The sequence below is a fragment of the Desulfuromusa ferrireducens genome (assembly GCF_055389805.1).
Window position 1 is genome coordinate 3,685,600 of the sequence record NZ_AP042415.1, and the last position, 18,112, is coordinate 3,703,711.

Annotated in this window: 13 protein-coding genes and 1 pseudogene; 7 read left to right on the forward strand and 7 right to left on the reverse strand. The window is 49.3% G+C overall.

What is annotated here, in order from left to right:
• Positions 1-405, reverse strand: a pseudogene (locus ACZ5PT_RS16430) (PocR ligand-binding domain-containing protein); the annotation flags it as partial.
• A 324-nt stretch (positions 406-729) separates the two neighbouring features.
• Positions 730-3,003, reverse strand: coding sequence for a carbamoyltransferase HypF (hypF, locus tag ACZ5PT_RS16435; RefSeq protein WP_464264107.1), 2,274 nt, complete (start codon positions 3,001-3,003; stop codon positions 730-732).
• Between the two features lie 194 nt (positions 3,004-3,197).
• Between hypF and ACZ5PT_RS16440 the strand changes: the two genes are divergently transcribed.
• The 4 genes from ACZ5PT_RS16440 (at position 3,198) to ACZ5PT_RS16455 (ending at position 8,899) form a co-directional block, all read left to right on the forward strand.
• A complete protein-coding gene (locus ACZ5PT_RS16440; RefSeq protein ID WP_464264108.1) occupies positions 3,198-4,598 on the forward strand; it encodes a multiheme c-type cytochrome in 1,401 nt (466 codons plus the stop codon).
• A 144-nt stretch (positions 4,599-4,742) separates the two neighbouring features.
• Positions 4,743-5,396 (forward strand): RluA family pseudouridine synthase, encoded by a 654-nt coding sequence (locus ACZ5PT_RS16445; protein WP_464264109.1) that lies wholly within the window; start codon positions 4,743-4,745, stop codon positions 5,394-5,396.
• 84 nt (positions 5,397-5,480) lie between these two features.
• Entirely contained in the window at positions 5,481-6,836 is a 1,356-nt protein-coding gene (gene purB, locus ACZ5PT_RS16450; RefSeq protein WP_464264110.1) for an adenylosuccinate lyase, read from the forward strand.
• 146 nt (positions 6,837-6,982) lie between these two features.
• Positions 6,983-8,899 carry a UvrD-helicase domain-containing protein gene (locus ACZ5PT_RS16455; protein ID WP_464264111.1) on the forward strand — a complete coding sequence of 639 codons (1,917 nt, stop codon included), beginning with the start codon at positions 6,983-6,985 and terminating at the stop codon, positions 8,897-8,899.
• A 14-nt stretch (positions 8,900-8,913) separates the two neighbouring features.
• Here the strand turns inward: ACZ5PT_RS16455 and ACZ5PT_RS16460 are convergent, their stop codons facing one another.
• On the reverse strand, positions 8,914-9,549 hold the full coding sequence (locus ACZ5PT_RS16460) for a flavodoxin family protein (protein WP_464264112.1): 636 nt from the start codon (positions 9,547-9,549) through the stop codon (positions 8,914-8,916).
• Between the two features lie 155 nt (positions 9,550-9,704).
• Between ACZ5PT_RS16460 and ACZ5PT_RS16465 the strand changes: the two genes are divergently transcribed.
• Positions 9,705-10,055 carry a winged helix-turn-helix transcriptional regulator gene (locus ACZ5PT_RS16465; protein ID WP_464264113.1) on the forward strand — a complete coding sequence of 117 codons (351 nt, stop codon included), beginning with the start codon at positions 9,705-9,707 and terminating at the stop codon, positions 10,053-10,055.
• Between the two features lie 16 nt (positions 10,056-10,071).
• On the opposite strand, the gene ACZ5PT_RS16470 is transcribed toward ACZ5PT_RS16465, so the two are convergent.
• Positions 10,072-10,587, reverse strand: coding sequence for a ferritin-like domain-containing protein (locus tag ACZ5PT_RS16470; protein WP_464264114.1), 516 nt, complete (start codon positions 10,585-10,587; stop codon positions 10,072-10,074).
• Positions 10,588-10,673: 86 nt separating this feature from the next.
• Positions 10,674-11,660, reverse strand: coding sequence for a lytic murein transglycosylase (locus tag ACZ5PT_RS16475; RefSeq protein ID WP_464264115.1), 987 nt, complete (start codon positions 11,658-11,660; stop codon positions 10,674-10,676).
• Between the two features lie 728 nt (positions 11,661-12,388).
• Here ACZ5PT_RS16475 and ACZ5PT_RS16480 point away from each other — a divergent pair.
• A complete protein-coding gene (locus ACZ5PT_RS16480; protein ID WP_464264116.1) occupies positions 12,389-13,162 on the forward strand; it encodes a substrate-binding domain-containing protein in 774 nt (257 codons plus the stop codon).
• A gap of 133 nt (positions 13,163-13,295) precedes the next feature.
• Positions 13,296-15,023 carry a methyl-accepting chemotaxis protein gene (locus ACZ5PT_RS16485; protein WP_464264117.1) on the forward strand — a complete coding sequence of 576 codons (1,728 nt, stop codon included), beginning with the start codon at positions 13,296-13,298 and terminating at the stop codon, positions 15,021-15,023.
• Between the two features lie 375 nt (positions 15,024-15,398).
• Here ACZ5PT_RS16485 and ACZ5PT_RS16490 read toward each other — a convergent pair whose 3' ends face one another.
• A complete protein-coding gene (locus tag ACZ5PT_RS16490) occupies positions 15,399-16,844 on the reverse strand; it encodes a lipopolysaccharide biosynthesis protein (protein ID WP_464264118.1) in 1,446 nt (481 codons plus the stop codon).
• Between the two features lie 157 nt (positions 16,845-17,001).
• Positions 17,002-18,075, reverse strand: coding sequence for a glycosyltransferase family 4 protein (locus tag ACZ5PT_RS16495; protein ID WP_464264119.1), 1,074 nt, complete (start codon positions 18,073-18,075; stop codon positions 17,002-17,004).
• Positions 18,076-18,112 lie beyond the last annotated feature (37 nt).

The window sequence follows — 18,112 nt, forward strand, 5'->3', positions numbered from 1 at the left end:
CTGACGATCGAAGATGGGAACCTTTTTCAGGGCAACCAGATAACGTTCTTTATCGAAGCCGTAACGCTGCGCTTGTTGAAGAAAAAAATTTTCCTCCGGTGGTTCATAAAAAAACTGCCCCAGAAACAGAGTCGCCAAGTGCTGTCCTTCAATCACGATCGGAACAGCTATGTCTATCATCCCATTCTTACAATGATATTCATAGTAACCGGACTCTGGAAGAATTCGATTGGCAGCTAAATGTTCCTGCAGGTAAGCGTCACTCTCGCGGCAGAGAGCTTCGGATTCAGAGGAGCTCCGATGAAACTGAGTACAGATATCCTGCCAGCCCGTGGCAACCAGCACCGTTCCTTCAATATCGACAATACCGACCGGAATACCGGAGGACTTCCACAAACCCTCCATCAATTCTTGAATTGCCGGGATATCGACAATCTCTGAAAACGTATAATGCACAAACGATCCTCAAAAGTGGCGTTCCAAAACATTAGTCACAACTAAATAAAATGACTCGGCCAATCCCCCCGTTATTATAGAAGTTTTACCAGCAAATCGAATTATCGCAATAAGCCGACGTCAACTTCCTCAGTTTTTTTTGCTCGTGATTACACTCTAGGTCAAAAGGTGATTAATTTCGCCGAAAGGAAATAAATATTCAGGTAGGAATTTAACATCACGAAGCGGGGCTAAAAATTAAATTATGCGCCTCTTTTTCGCTATGGACGTTCGCTATTCTAAACAACCTGCTATCGCTGCCTGCCCCAAAGCCAGCCCACCATCATTTGGCGGCACCTGACGATGCAACAGAACCTCGAAACCGGCCCCACGCAATAGCTTGACCGTGCGTTCAGTCAGGTAACGATTCTGAAAAACGCCGCCGGAAAGTGCCACCGGAAATTGACCGTGCGCTTGCACAAGTCTTTGGCAGACAGTGACAATCGACAGCGCAAGGCCGTTATGAAAGCGAGCACTGATCTGCTGGCCAGTCGCAGCAACGCTCAAATCATCCACCAGTTGCTTGATCATCGGCGTCGGATCAAGGTTTATCAAACCATCAGTTTCAAGCAAAGCGAAGGGATAAGCTGACTCCGTTGGTCCGTCGCAATCGATCAACATCTCCAGTTCCAGGGCCGCCTGCCCTTCGTAACTGACCTTATTGCGCAGTCCAACCATAGCCGCCACGGCATCAAACAGTCGGCCGACACTACTGGTCAACGGGGAATTGAGTCGTTTTTCTATCATCTGCAGCAGCAGTTTAACCCCCGGCGGATCGATGGTTTGAAGAAATTTCAGACGAGGCAGATCCGTACCAAAAGCGGCGTGCAGATAACTAACCGCCATCCGCCAAGGTTCCTTGGTCGCGGCATCGCCACCCGGCAAGGGATGATAATCCAGATGAGCCACCCGGCGGAAATTGCGCAGATCGCCGAGCAAAAATTCACCGCCCCAGATATGCCCGTCGCTGCCATAACCGATGCCATCGAAAATCACCCCGATCGCCGGGCCAGTGTGGCCGTTATCAACCAGACAACTGGCGAGATGAGCGTGATGATGCTGGACGCCAACCAACGGCAACTCACCGGCCAGATTTTCGGCAACGTGGGTAGAGAGATAATCGGGATGCAGATCGTGAGCGATCAACTGCGGCTGCACTTCAAGCAGGTTCTGGAAATGCGTAATCGCCTGGTTCATCGAATCAACCACCGACTGATTCTTCAGATCGCCGATATGATGGCTCAAATAGGCCCGATCGCCACGAGTCAAACAGATGGTATTTTTCAGCTCAGCACCGACCGCCAGAACCGTTGGCTGTGCAGCCGTCAGCTTTACCCCACGCGGCACGTATCCGCGCGAGCGGCGATAGAGCACCGGTTGACCATCGAGCAGACGAACAATGGAATCATCGGTGCGAATATTGATACGCCGGTTGTGCTGCAAATAACAATCAGCAATCCCCTGCAAACGCCCCAGAGCATCGTCATTTTCAAAGGAAATCGGTTCATCATTTTGATTGCCACTGGTCATCACCAACGCAGAAAACTGTTCAAGTAATAGATAATGTATTGGCGTGTAAGGAAGCATTATTGCGTAGAATTTATTTTTTGGTGCGATCTGTCCAGACAAGCAATGTCCAGCGCGTTGCGGCAGCAGCACAATCGGTCGTTCGACACCGGTCAGCAAGCGCTCTTCCTGCTCACTCAGTTGCGCAAAGCGTTTAATCCGCTCAAGATCGAAGCTCATCAACGCAAATGGTTTTTCATCACGCTGCTTGCGCAGGCGCAGGCGTCTGACCGCAGCGTCATTCTCCGCATCAACCGCCAAGTGATAGCCGCCCAACCCCTTAATCGCGACAATCTCACCAGCCTTTAAGCGTTTAACGGCCTCGGCCAATGGATCGGGAACTGCAACCGGCAGACCGTCTTGATCGGCAAACGAGAGTTGTGGGCCGCAATCGGCACAGGCGTTCGGTTGGGCGTGAAAACGACGCGATGCGGGATCTTGGTACTCGGCGAGACAAACAGGACACATGGGAAAATCAACCATGGTGGTCAAGGGGCGATCGTAAGGAATATCGGTGACGATACTATAGCGTGGGCCACAATTGGTGCAGTTGATAAATGGATATCGATAACGGCGATCGTTCGGCGCGAAGAGTTCTTGTAAACAATCAGCGCAGACATGGGAATCTGGTGCGATTTGCGCAGCGCGTTTGCTACTTGCCTGGCTTTGGACGATAGAGAAGGAAGAATGTCCCCTTGCGGGAACCTCGGCAACATTCATGCAACTGATTGAAGCCAGCGGTGGCAGCTCCGCTTCTATCGCAGCGAGAAATCCAGCAACAAGCGACGCTTCCCCCTCAATATCGATCAGCACCCCCTGGCTATCGTTCAAAACCGTGCCGCGGAGATTTCGCTCTGTCGCGATCCGATAAATAAACGGACGGAACCCGACCCCCTGAACAATCCCCTCAATCCTGATTTGTTTCGCTATTATCTCTGTCACAAAGCCTCCTTGTTGGCGAAAATCATTGTGGCATTTTCAGCCCGCTTCGGGCAATGCCGTATACGCACCCACCTAGGTGAAAGAGCTGTTACTAGTTTTGCTAAAAACGTACCTGTCATATTGACAATACGTATGACGCATGTACATTAAGGTGTTTCTATTTTTCATTAAATTCTATCTTCAAAGGAGGCAACATGAAATCTTCACGCCTTTTTATCCTGCTGACTCTCCCCTGCCTGTTTTTCATCGGCTGCAGCCATTTCAACGCAACAAGCGAATCTTCCACAACGAATTCGGAAAAGGCTGCTGTAGCGGGAGCGGTAGCCGTTACTATGGCAGAAGAAACAGTCGCCGAGACAGCAGAAGTCGTTGCCAAAACATCGGCAGAAAAAACGCAGATGTTCGAACCTGGAGAGTTTGATACTCCCAATAAATGCCAGAATTGTCATCGCGATATTTATAATGATTGGTCTAAATCGATGCACGCTCAGGCCTGGGAGGACAAGTGGTATCGACCTGACTATATGCTCGCCCATGAAGAAACCGATGGCGGAACCGACTTGCTGTGCGGCGCCTGTCATGCGCCGATTGCCGCGCGTACAGGGTTGCTTCCACCTGCAGATGGAAGCAAGTTCGATGCAACATCGCGGCGCGGCATTTCCTGTGATTTCTGCCACACGGTAACGGGTGTTAAACAGATGTACAACATGGGGCATATTTCGGAGCCGGGCGATACCAAGGTCGGTCCGCGCGATGACGGCAGATCGCTCTATCACGAGGTGAAAAACACCGGACTGCACGCGAAATCCGATTTTTGCGGCGCCTGCCATATGGTCATCCATCCCGCCACCGGTGTCCACATCATCGACACCTGGGATGACTGGAAAAATAACGAATACGGCAAACAAGGCATCACTTGCCAGAATTGTCACATGACACCGACTTCCGGCATCAGTAAGGCTCCCGGCCGTTCTTCCTTGATGGGCAAGCAGCGGGAAAACATTGCATTTCACGGCTTTATCGGTGGCAGCTCTTATCTACAGGATGCCGTAGGACACCCCGAACAGGCAGAGATGTCGCGCGAATACCTGCGATCAGCGGCCGAGGTCAAGCTGGCAGAGCAGATCACCGACGACGGAACGCTTGAATTGAAGGTCGAGGTGCACAATGTCGGTGCCGGGCACAAGATCCCCACCGGCACCACCTATATTCGTATCATGTGGTTACAGGTTGAAGTTGCCGACAACGCAGGTCAGTTGGTTTACAGTTCCGGTCAGATCGATGAGAAAAACCATGTCGATCCTGATGCGGTCTTCTTCCGGGTCTTGTTCCGCGATGCCGAGGGTAATCTAACCGGAAAAAGCTGGCGCGCCCACGGCATTGGTTACGACCGGCGCATCCCCGCAAAAGGGATGGACAGCGAAACCTATCGTATTCCGTTACCCGGCAAGGGCGAATATCAGGTGACCACGCGACTGATGTACCGCTCCTTTACTCAAGAGTCTCTGGATGAGGTTTTCAAGCGGACCGGAAAAACGCTGCCTCCTGTAGAGAGTGTTGAAATGGCATCAGCACAAACCAAGGTCAGCCTCTAGTTAGATCTTTGCTTATCAATGAATAAAAAAGGGGGGCGAAACTCATAACGAGATCGCCCCCCTTTTTTCTTTTTACTTTCATCGCCAAACACATCCCGCTAGTATCGCAGACTTAAAAAAACCTTAAATTTCGGAAACAATGAATTGATCAATTATCGACCGCCAAAAACAGAACCGGAAATCATCTACGCTGATAGTGACATCCTGATCGTCTCTAAACCGGCCGAACTCCTGTCGGTACCAGGTCGCAGGCCGGAGCATCAGGACTGCTTAATTTCGCGTGTTCAGCAGAGCTATCCTGAAGCGCTGATCGTCCATCGCCTCGATATGTCGACTTCAGGAGTAATGATTCTGGCCAGAAACAGCGCAACGCACCGCGAACTGAGTCGCCAGTTCGAGCAGAGACTGGTGCAGAAGAGCTACTTAGCAGTAGCCAGTGGACGGGTACAGCCACTTACCGGACGGATTGATCTGCCGCTGAGTCGCGACTGGCCGAACCGGCCCAAGCAGAGGGTTGATCATGCCGCTGGCAAAGCTGCACAAACATATTTCCGGGTTCTAACATACGATTCGGCTAGCGATACAACCAGGATTGAGCTGAAGCCAATTACCGGCCGAACCCATCAGTTGAGGGTGCACATGCTGGCACTGGGACACCCGATTCTGGGGGATGATCTCTACGCGGACGAAGCCACCCTGAAGAAAGCAGACCGTTTGCTGCTACACGCATATTCTCTGGAGATTACCCATCCGGCAACGAAAAAAAAGATGGTTTTCAATCAGGACGCACCATTCTAAACTGTTTACGCATCGAAGGGGTTGCAGCCAAACCCAGCCTGCTTTATAGTGCCGTCGAAATTCCAATCTTGAGGAGATATATATATGATTACCGCCATCAGCCCGATTGACGGGCGTTACGCATCTAAAGTCACCCCGCTGACCGAGTGTTTTTCCGAGTACGCCCTGCTGAAAAACCGGGTCAAGGTCGAAGTCATGTGGCTGATCGCCCTCTGCGCTGAAGCCGGAATTGCCGAGTGTCGGGCCTTAACCGACGACGAAGAGCAAACCTTGCGCCAAATCGTTATTGATTTTACTCCGGAAGAAGCGGAGAAGATCAAAAAGATCGAAGCGGTCACCAACCACGATGTCAAGGCGGTTGAATACTATTTGAAAGAGCAGATTGATGGCACCAGCCTGGCTGATCTGTCTGAGTTCATCCACTTTGCCTGCACCTCGGAAGACATCAACAACCTCTCCCACGCATTGATGCTCAAGGACGGTCTGACCGCCCTGACCCCTCAGCAGCAGGAGATTATTGCTGTTATCAGCAAGTTGGCCGATGAATTCAAAAATGTGCCGATGCTGGCCCGCACCCACGGCCAGACCGCCTCGCCGACCACCATCGGCAAGGAACTGGCGGTATTTGCCGCGCGCCTGCAAAAGCAGAGTGAAAAGATTGCCGCGGTAGAACTGCTCGGCAAGCTAAACGGCGCTGTCGGCCACTTCAACGCTCACCTCTCCGCCTACCCGCAGATTGACTGGGTGGCACTGACCAAAGCAGTCATCGAAGATGAACTGGGCATCAAGCAGAACCTCTTTACCACCCAGATCGAGCCACACGACTACATGGCCGAACTGTTCGATGCCATGGGCCGCTGGAATACCGTCCTCAACGACCTAAACCGCGACCTCTGGACCTACATCTCAATGGCTTATTTCGGTCAGAAGACGGTGGCGGGTGAAATCGGCTCGTCGACCATGCCGCACAAAGTCAACCCGATCGACTTTGAAAACTCGGAAGGCAACTGCGGGCTGGCCAATGCCATCTTCCAGCATATGTCGAGCAAGTTGCCGATCTCTCGCCTGCAACGTGACCTGACCGATTCGACGGTGCTGCGCAACATGGGCGTCGGTTTCGGTTACAGCATGATCGCTTACGCATCGACCCTTAAAGGTCTCAGCAAGCTGAAACTCAACGAGCAGAATCTGGCCGACGATCTCGATAATGCCTGGGAAGTGATGGCCGAGCCGATCCAGACGGTGATGCGCAAGGCCGGTATCGAAAAGCCGTACGAGAAATTGAAAGAATTGACTCGTGGTCAGAAAATCAACCGTGAAACGATCCGCACCTTTGTTGAAGGTCTGGAGTTGGCAGCAGAAGATAAGCAGCGCTTACTCGACATGAGCCCGGCCAGTTACATCGGCATGGCACCCCAAATTGTTGACTTACTCGACTGATCGTTGCGAACACTAAGATAATTCTGAAAAGGGCCGCGTTTGCGGCCCTTTTCAGTTCATAACGACCGGTTAAAAGTTAAAGTCCGCTACAAGCGCAGAACCGGACAAAGGTTGAAGTTGTCAGCTCAGCGGTTCAGGAGCAAAAGATGAGTGACCAGCAGCAAGAGTTTATCCGCAGCGAAGAACAGCGCCTGCAAGATGTCCAGTCGGCAATCGTCATCAACGAACAGGATCGCAAAGACAGAATCCGTGATCATGATGCCGTGGTGCGCGAGTTGGAAAAACAGCGCTACGCTTCGGCCAACCCGCGCGAAATAGATAAATGTACGGCTGAAATCCGTCGCCTGAGCAGTTTCGACCCGGCAAAATATAAACGCGCCCATAACTCCCAGATCGAACCCTACTTCGCGGCCCTTTCCATCAATGACAATGACCCGCGCATCGGCAGAAAAACCTATCTGATCGGCAAGCAGGGCCTGCTGGTCGGCACCAAGCCCCTGGTGATCGACTGGCGCAAAGCCGAACTTTCGCAACTCTATTACGAGTACGAAGTCGGCGAAGAGTACGAAGAAGAGATTGTCGGCCGCATCCGCGAAGGCAGCATTGAGCAGAAATTTAAATACGCTATTGCCAGAGGACAGCTGCAGCGCATTGAGTCGGCAGAACTGATCTATGAAAAAATCGACGGCGAGTGGAGCTTTAATGGCCGCTCGTTGACCACCCAGCAGATCAAGGAGAATAAAGGCGACTACCGGATTGTCGATATCATCTCGCTGATTTCAGCGGAACAGTTTCGGCTGATCACCAAAAACCACCTCGGCTGTACCTATTTGACCGGTGGCGCCGGTAGCGGTAAAACCACCGTCGCCCTGCACCGCCTGTCCTATCTGGTTTTCAATCATCCAGCAACCTTCCGCCCGGAACGCTGCATGGTGGTGATGTTCAATCGCGCCCTGCAAGGTTACGTGCTGGAGACCTCCAAAGAGCTGATTGACGCCAAAACAGCGGTCAAAACCTTCCATTCCTGGGTTGATGAGGCCCTGGCGCGAATCGGAAATTTTCGTGGGCTGGCAGCACGCAAGCAGCAGTTCACCGATATCAAAAAATCCTGCAAGATGCGTGATCTGTTTGAGAACTATGTGCAGCAGAGCGAGCAGCCGGAAAACGCCATGCTTGACCTCTATCAAGCCTATAGCCATCCGCTGCTGACCAAGAGATATTTAGGAGATACAGCGCCGGTCCGAGCCTTTTGCACCCACTATCAAAACAGCCTTGAACGTAACGAACTTACCCTCGATTTTGCCGATAAAGGCATTTTGCTGCGCCTGATTCAACTGCGAAATATCGGCCAGACCATCGCCTCCGCGCTGAACTGGTTTGATCACATCATCATCGATGAAGCCCAGGATCTGAGTCGCGTCGAACTCGACACCCTGGCCGCTGCCAGCACCGACAAAAAAAGCCTGACCGTTTGCGCCGACACCAACCAGCGTATTCTTGATTTTCTCGATGACGGCGGCTTCCCTTCCTTTCAGGCCGACCTGACCAAGATTGGCCTGGACAGCACCGAACTGACCATCAGTTATCGCAGTACCGCGCAAATCATGGCCCTGGCGTCTCGGGTTTCCGGTCGGCCCGCCACGAAAGTGACCAAAGAAGGCCCAGAACCACGCCAGCATCATTTCACCAGTAAAGACGAAGCCGAAACTGCTCTGTATCGCGCCACCAGGGCGTTGCTGATGTCGGAGCCGAAAAGTTTAACCGCAATTATTTGTCGCTATAAAAACGAAGCCCAGGAGCTATACGACAAACTGAAATCCATCGCCGGGGTGCGTCTGGAAACCAAAACCTTCAACTTCAAGCCGGGGGTTATTATCACCAACGCCCATCAGGTCAAAGGCCTGGAGTTCTCCGGCGTCATCCTCTGGAACCCATCGGTCAACAACTATCCAATGACAACGGTCAATAAGAATCTCCTCTACGTAGCAATCACCAGAGCCAGTGAGCGTTTGGCCACCTATGCCTATCAGCCGTTATCACCGCTTTTGACCAGCAACCAATGAGGCTTCACTGAAGGTCAGCGCACAAAGTGCATGTAGGTTTTGGCTTCTCTTGGCGGCGGTTCAACCACGCCTTTGCCGTTTGCGACCAACTTCAGCAGCCAGGCCATATTCTTACCCAGCACGCGCATGATCTGTACCCCCTCTTCATCTTGAACCGCTTCTCCTGGCTGGGTGCCATGGATCACGTTCCAGTAGTTGGAGGTCGGCAGCAACATTTCGCCGTAGCACAAAAAGTTGTTTAGTTGGTCAAAGGTCGGCAATCCGCCAGAACGCCGCACAGCCACCACTGCCGCTCCAACCTTATGACGAAACAAACCGTCATTAACACCAGCGACATAAAAAGCCCGGTCAAGAAATGATTTCATCGTTCCTGCCATCCCAGCAAAATGCACCGGCGATCCAAGGATGATGCCATCGGCCTGTTTCATCTTTTGAATCCACTCATTGACCTCATCACCCGGCAGCACACATTGTTCATTGCGATTTTTTGCGCACTGACCGCAGGCAGTACAGCCCCTGATCACCTTATTGCCAACATGAATAATTTCCGTTTCAAAACCTTCTTTTTCCAATTCAACGGTTACCATTTTTATGGCATGAAAGGTATTGCCCTCTTTTTTGGGACTGCCGTTAAAGGCCAGTATCTTCATAGCGATTTCCTCCTATCGTCGATTCAAAACAGATTGCTCTCTTTTCATTCCAGAGCCGGTGAGCTATATTCAAGCATAAGTACATTATCGTCAATTACGTACTTTTTTGTTACGTAGTACCTTTTTAGGTACCCATAAATATCAGGAGCATTAAGATGTCAGCGAGTCAGCCAGCAGAGAAATCTATGATTTTCCGGGATAAACAGTATAAGTGCTCAATCGACGTGACCCTGGCGGTGGTTGGAGGCAAGTGGAAGGCCTCAATCCTCTGGCACCTGGCGCAAAAAACCATGCGCTTTTCCGAGTTGCAGCGACAATTTTGCAGCACCACCCGCAAGATGCTGACCCAGCAACTACGAGAACTTGAAGCTGATGGGCTGGTGCACCGCGAGGTCTACCCGCAAGTACCACCCAAGGTGGAATATTCCTTGACGGAAAAAGGCAAAAGCATCTTCCCCATCCTCGAGCAAATGGGCGAATGGGGAAAGCTTTTCTTACAGGGCTAAACTTTTCAGCAGGATTTCAATCATCCGTATCCCGACCGAACTGTCTGACCTCGTCGAGATTACTGAATTCGGACCAGGCCATATATTGGTTGGGAACGTTAACAAAGTGATAAATATTTTCCAGAACGGTAAAGTGCTTGCGTTCCTCGGCAGCAATTTTCAACAACAGCGCTTTGATTTCCTGATTGCCCTCTTTACTGGCGGCATGTTCGTAAAGGCGGTAGCTCTCGGCCTCAAGTTGCATGGCGTGCTGATAAGCCGCCAGACTTTCTGCCCCTCCCCTATCGGTGTCCATGTCCTGCAGCAAGTCGGCAAAAACATTTTTCACTTCAGCAATCATGGTACTGTCCTGCAGTGACGAAATAGTTGCGCCGTTTTTCAACTTTTGGAAAATATCGTAATGCTTCTGTTCATCTTCAGCCAGTCGTGAAAAAATCGTCATCAAACCTGGTAGCAGTGCTTCGTTAGCCAGCCTTTCGTAGTATGTCTTACCGTCCTCTTCCATCTTCAAGGCGAAATCAAATATGTTCATCACTGCCTCCGGATGTAGGTTTCGTCGCGTTTAAATTTAACTCTAAGAGTAATGGCCCAGTCGGAGCTGTCAAGTAACTTGCAAACTCACTGCCCACCGGCAGCAACCCGATCGGCCAGTTCCCCCACGGCCAACGCAAAGCTATGCGCCTTGTTCCAACGCATCAGCACCCAATAATTCTGATAGACCAAAAATGCCTGTCCTGTCTTTACGTCCGGCATAACGATTGCTGCGGAGATATCGTCCTGCGGTAAATTTTGCCCGGAACTGAGTCGGACGCCAAGCTGCTGCCATTTGCGAAGAGAAAGTCGATGCTCCAAACCCACCAAGTTATTATCAAACGTTGCGGGAAGTTTGACTTTGCGGCCCCAGCGGTAATTCCACTGCCAGCCGGCGTTGTGCAAATAATTAGCAGCGGAAGCGAGATAATCTTCCCGCGTCTGCCAAAGGTCGATACGACCATCAGCGTTGCCATCAACGGCGTTAGCTAAAAAGGTCGAGGGCATAAACTGCAGCTGCCCCATGGCCCCGGCCCAGGAGCCGAGAAGCTGATCTTTAGTCAGCTTGCCGGAATCCAGAATACGCAGCGCGTTGAGCAGTTCGCGGCGAAAATAATCGCTGCGCCGAGCATCAAAGGCGAGCGTTGCCAAAGCTGAAAGGATCGGGACCTTGCCGGTGTTACGCCCGTAATTGCTTTCAATCCCCCAAAGCGCAACCAGATAGTGCGGCTGAACGCGATACTTGTGGGAAATTTGTTGCAGCAGATCGCGATTCTCCCTCAACATACGGCGGCCCTGTTTGATCCGCTGCTTTGACAGAGCTCCGGCCAGATATTCGGCCAGTGTTTTTTTAAATTCCGGCTGACGTCGATCCGCCTCAATCACCCAGGGGAGAAACCGAACATCATGCAAGGCGGCGTTGACCGTTGGTCCGGAAATCCCTTCGGACTGAGCTTGAGTGTTAAGGTGCTGAAGCCATACATCGAAGGCCGGTGGGGATTCAGTGGCAACAAGAGAAAGTGGTAAAAAAAGAAACGGCAGCAGTGCAGCAAGCCACGCATATTTTCGTCTCATAGGATTTATCCCCCGTACCAAGAAGGATAACAAATACGGCCACACCAACAACCGCGGACAAACAAAAAGACTCTAATTGTCAATTGAGTTGGTTTTGAAAAGTTACTATATTCAAAACAAAGTTCCTGCTGAAGGGTGTGTTTTAATTCCTTAGTTAAGCAGGACCCCCGATTCAGCACAACATGTGAGACGGTCCAACCATTTGAAATCGGGTTGGGCCGTTTTTATATTGCGAATAGTGACTTATAGGACAGCTAGGTCACACGTCAAAATTCCTACGGACATATGACAACCCCTTTTTGACCTGATATTTGCGAAACGCCCCGTAGGGACTTCTTGGTCATGCCGGTCGCCAGTCACCACTACGTGATGATCTCTCTACCTTTCATGCCACTCAGCTAGGTCCGCCCTCCCATGTATCTAAATATAGCGTATTTACGAATACATACAGTTCGTTGGGCTACCATAATTAGCCTTGACACATGTTTAGAGAAATGTAATCCTCCGCAGGTAACGGGAAAACAAGTGGAAAGATAAGAATACAACATCAGGGTTTAACAGGGGAACGGTAGACTTGTCATTTCACCATAAAACAAATTGTATTTAATGAAGAAAATACTTTCCCTACCCCTCAAATAAGGTTTATGCCCAAAGATTATTAGTTTGTTTATTTGTTGTCAAAGACTAGCCATTACCCTTCACCTAACTAATAAAAAGAGGAGCTTACAATGAAAAAGATTGTCGTCCTGCTTGTGTTTTGTTCGTTATTTCTGAGTCTTGCCGTGACGGCGGGGGCTGCCGAATTACAATCAGTTGCGGGGGCTGGACCGTCGACAAAAATAGTTCAACTCTTTTTTGATAATTTCGCCCAGAACCCAGCCGCGCAAAACTATGCCTTTAAAGTGCCTCCCCGGTCCGCCAAACATGCGGGAGGGATCAAGAACTCAAGCAATTTCATATTCGGTCGTACCGGGCGCCCCCTGAACGCAAAAGAAAAGGCGATGGATAAAGCCGAAATCTTTCTAGCCAGGGTTCCTATTGCCTTTGCTACGGGGTCTGCTGCGGGCGTATCCAAGCTTTCATTGCTTCAGCTGGAAAAGATCTTTACTGGACAGATTAATAACTGGAAAGAAGTCGGCGGCTCTGATGCGGCTATTGTTCTCGTCGGCCGCGAAAAAACTGAGGCGCTCTTTTCGGTCTTAAGAGAAGACCAAACCTTCTTTGAAAATGTCAGTTTTGCCCAAATATTTAAAAAAGATCATCAAGTAGTGAATTTCCTGAAATCGCCACAAGGTGCAAACGCCATCGCTTTTGGCGCCAAACCAAATTTCGGTGAGGTGAACATGGTTGCTGTGGATGGTTTTTCTGCGGGGGTCAGCCTTGGCCTGGTTTACGGTCTTAATAATCAAGGCCATCCGGTTGTCGAAGCGGCCAAGACCTATGCCGATAGCGGGCAGTGGAAACAGCTGGCTGTTCAGTCCGGATTACTGGCCGCCAAATAGCCATTGCTGTGCACTGCGCCAACGCGCACCGACTTTTGCACGTTAAATTAATCCAGCTGGTTTCCGGGGCAAACCGAACACTGCACCGGAAACCAGTGCTCTTAACTTGATTCAATTGCTTGGGGGCAAAAGCATGCTTTCTAAAAAAATGGGCATTTCGGGTAAGTTCATTTCGGTCATATCCCTTATCACAATCATTATTCTGGCGGCTATCGCCGTTGGCACCATTTCTCTGACCGGAAATGTTCTTGAACGACAAGTCCAAAGCGCTGTCGAGCGATTAAAGACCGAGCAAGGCAACGAAGAAAAGCTGCTACGCAACCAGCTGCTGGCCAAAGGCGAATTGTTGGCCGAGTTGATGGCTGACTCCGCCAGGGAAATGATCCTGAATTATGAACATGAGTTGTTGGTGCCACTGGCCCACAGCCTGGAAAAAGACCAAGACATCCTCTCCCTGACCTTTTTTGATAGCTCAGGAAATCCACTGACAACAAAAGTCGAAGCGCATCGAAATGCCCATATAATCAAAAAGGACATCGCTCTTTCCGGCGAAGTTTTAGGATCCGTAGAGCTGGAGCTCAGTTTCAGTTCTGTGGATGAAGCTATCATGGCTCTTGCTGCCCGTATTGAGGAGATGTCCCATTCCACCGAGAGTGCCAAAGCACAGGCAACTCACAGTATAACGAAGCAGATAGCACTATATTCAAGCGTCGGCTTAATTGCCCTTTGCTTGGTTATTTTTACCCTTTTTTCCCGCATGATTGTCAAGCCGCTGAAGGATGGGATCGCGCTGGCCGAAGCGATTGAAAGCGGTAATCTTTCCAAGCGTCTCACCATCAATTCGCAGGACGAGCTTGGACAGCTTGCCCAAGCGCTCAACCATATGGCGGATGAGCTGGCAGAAAAGGTTCGCATGACCGAGATTATTGCCGATGGGGATTTGACCTCGGAGATAACACTTACTTCCGCCGAAGATCAGTTTGGCAGATCTTTACAGAAAATGGTTACCAACCTAAGTGACCTGCTGGGGGAAACCCAGAAGGGCTCTGCTGAAATCGTCAGTGGTTCGGCTCAAGTGTCCCAAACGAGCCAGTCGTTGTCGCAAGGAGCCACCCATCAGGCCAGCAGTCTGGAAGAGATTACTGCATCGTTGAGTGAAATGTCTTCACAAACGAGTTTGAATGCCGAAAATGCCAATCGGGCCAATCAGCAATCGGTTGAGGTTCAGCAAGCTGCACAAAATGGAAGCATCCAGATGCAGACCATGGTTTCAGCCATGGTCGAAATCAACGAAGCTGGCCAGAATATCTCCAAGATCATTAAGACCATCGACGAAATCGCCTTTCAAACGAATCTACTGGCTCTCAATGCTGCCGTGGAGGCGGCCCGGGCCGGACAACATGGCAAGGGCTTTGCTGTGGTTGCAGAAGAAGTCAGGAACCTTGCGGCGCGCAGTGCCAAAGCGGCAGAAGAGACGGCCGGCTTAATCGAAGGATCTGTTGCCAAAACAGAAAATGGCAGCGTTATTGCCAGGCAGACTGCTGAATCTCTGCAGGGAATAGTCGAGGGGGTCAGCAATGTAACAGGACTAGTCGCTGAAATTACTGCGTCCAGCAACGAACAGGCCCAAGGGATCAATCAAATCAATCAAGGTTTGACGCAAATCGATTCCGTAACGCAACAAAATACCGCAAATGCGGAAGAGAGTGCCGCAGCGGCAGAGGAACTATCGGGCCAAGCCCGAAAACTTCAACAACTGGTTCAGCGCTTTACCTTGAGGAATGATCAGCAGGTTCAGTTTTCGACAAGCCATGATACGTCTAACTCGATGTCAAATATTGGCTGGGTACAGGGTGGATAGTCTATCTATCTATCTAACTCGCACAGATTCGGCATATCAAATATCAGGTTTTTACTTTTTGGAACGGACGACTTAGTGGTAAGGCCCCATGTGCAAAAGTAGTAACAAAAAGAAGCCTCGGCCTGATCCGGGGCTTCTTTGTATCTGAATCACGAATGTAGTGACTTAAATCTCACCCCTCCATTTTAAAACTGTAAAATCGGCTCTTTCTCCTTGATGAAATTTCAGCAGGTTAGCAGAAATGCCATTTTTGATACGGACTTTCGAGACGACGGAGGGTGGAGGTGGCGGGTCCATAGTATAAGGACTTACTAAGTATCCTATATTATTGGTTGTGAATTGCCTCTGGAATTTTGGAGGCAATTCACAACTTACTTACCTTCTGAACATACTTACCAATTGCTTAGGTACTCGACGCAATATACTCATAAAAAAAACAAAACTGAAAACCATCAAGCCACTACCCAAAAGAATCCGGTATATGTCCTTAGATAGTCCTGTCACTGACACCGATGCGTACCCTATCAAACCCGACAATATCCCGACTCCGAATATCCAGCCAAGTTGTTCAAAATCATATAAATCGACAATAGGTATCCCTAATTTACATGCACCCTTCCATACAGCCATGAAATGGCCAATAAATAGTGCTGCAACGCTACCAAATGCCCCACCCGGCAAACCAGCAATTAAAATCCCCGCGTAACTTATGGAAACGACGAGCGGAAGCATCATCAAGTCAATTCCCAGCGCCACCCTGCCCTGCCCGGTCACTCTTAACAGAGTACTACTCTCAAAGACCTGGGGAATAACACCAAACAAATATATGCGCATGATATCTGCGGCATCTACATATTTCCTTGTATAGACAAGTGCAATAACTTCATCTGCAAGCACCCACAGGAAAATGGCAACCGGTACAAGTACAAAGGCAACGGTAGAAGTCGCTTTGCGATTTAAATTGGCAAATCCCTCTTTATCTTCGTTTGCATTCAATGCGCTCAGGCTGGGAAAAGCTACATTATTTACTGACCTTCTAATCAGTCCGAATAGTGGCGACGCAACGGCCCCCAAAGAAAATGAAACAAATTCCTTTGCGGTAAATAGTGCAGCAATCAACCAGAGTTCAGCCTGCCGGCGCATACTATAGAGACCACATGCGACTCCAAAAGACCAAGTATAGGCAAGCTGTTCCCTAACAGATGCGTATGACAATACTCGTGGCCATCCATGAAATTTCAGGATATAGAACGCGAGCAGGGCAACCTTGAATAGAGAAAACAGAATCAACACCTGAAGTACCGCTTCCAAAGAACCGGCCAGCCAGGCCACAATTGAAACAGAAAACACACGGGTGATTGATAGCGCAATTATCAGACCCGCCTGCCAGCCAGCCCGCCCGTCACCAACCGGTAACCAATCGATCAAAGAGCCAATGATCCACAAAAACGCAAACACCGAGTAAAACCAGGCAGGGCCGCTGATTTCTATCCACTCTAACGGCAATAACGGAAACCACGGATTGACTGCTGCTGATGAAACAGCCGCCAGTACAGATAATATGTAGACTGCACTAACGATGAATGTGGCACGTCCCTCTTTTTGCATGCGCGGTAAAAAATATGAAAGGCTTTGCGGAACCTGAAGCGTTGCAAACGCCATCAGGGTCCCCACAACCAACCACACCATCCGATAACCGGCAAAATCATCAGGAGAGAGCGTCCGTGCGACAACCACTGGCAGCAAAAACTGCAGGGCATATTCTATCGAATGGGCAGTACTGATACTCAAAACATCGCGTTTTAAAGTACGAGAACTCATATAGACCCTCTTCCCGATTGCATCATAACGGCATTAAATCAATCTACCTTTGCACGTAGAATGCGTTATCATTACTTCGCAAATACGTTCGCAGGCAGCAACACATAGCATAAAGTGTCTCAAGAAAGACGATATGTGCCTCACAGAAAAGCAACTATCAGGCACCGGACCGACTCATTGCGTCCAACACCTCACAAACTTTGGGCTTTATTGTTTTAACATCGTATTTTCGCTCAACTTCCAGGTAGGCACTATGAGAAATTCTCTCCCTCAAGTGCTCGTCCCGTAAACACATCAGGATTTTTTCACTCAGATCTTCTGGGCTTCCTGCGTCAGTAACGACACAATTTTCACCATCAATCAGAATTTCCCGTAATCCTCCTACCGCGGTCGAGATAATAGGAAGCTTAGTCGCCATTGCTTCTAAGATAACGTTAGGAATGCCCTCTGAATAGGAAGGAAGAATCAATAATGTGTGGCGATATAATGCTTCAATTTTCTCCTCAAACATTATCCAGCCGTTTACGCTAATATTTTTTGATAATTTCTTATCTTCAACATATCGTCTAAGCTCATCGACTTCCCTGTCCCCATAAAAGTCGAGATGAATTTCCGGATAATGCAAAACGACCAATTCGATCGCATCAACCAAATCATAAACCCCTTTGGGCCTGATGAGACAACCAAGGTAAAGCAAGTTGCATTCTTCCCGCGCCACTCCAGACCGGTTTGACATTTCTGAAATATTTATCGGATTTTCAACAACATAGATGGGCGTATCAGGATAGTAGGCGGAGAAGAAATTTCTGGATTCTTCAGACAGCACAACAAAAGCATCAATATGTTTGAGAACTGAAACAATATATTTCTTTCGCAGTCCAATTGTATTTGAGAAAAAATCACAGAAATGCGTCGGATGTAAGTGAAGTATGATTTTTTTTCGAAACAATATCCCGATAATAATAAATATTGATTTTCGATAAAAGCCATTCGAAGAAGATGTGTGTATATATATGAATCTGCATTTTGAGTTTATGGTTCTTAAAAGCTTACCTATTGCATGTAAGAGACGTAACACTTTACCGATTCCCTTACCTGAAACAGTGGATATATATTTAACATCATAATTATTAAGAAAATTATTCTCTAACCAAATCTTTACTACCCTTGAAATTCCACCAAATCTTTCAGGGTCAGGGCCTATCATTAATATCACATTTGATTCTTTCATCTTCTTGCCTCTCTTGACAATAAAATGTTCAAACCTT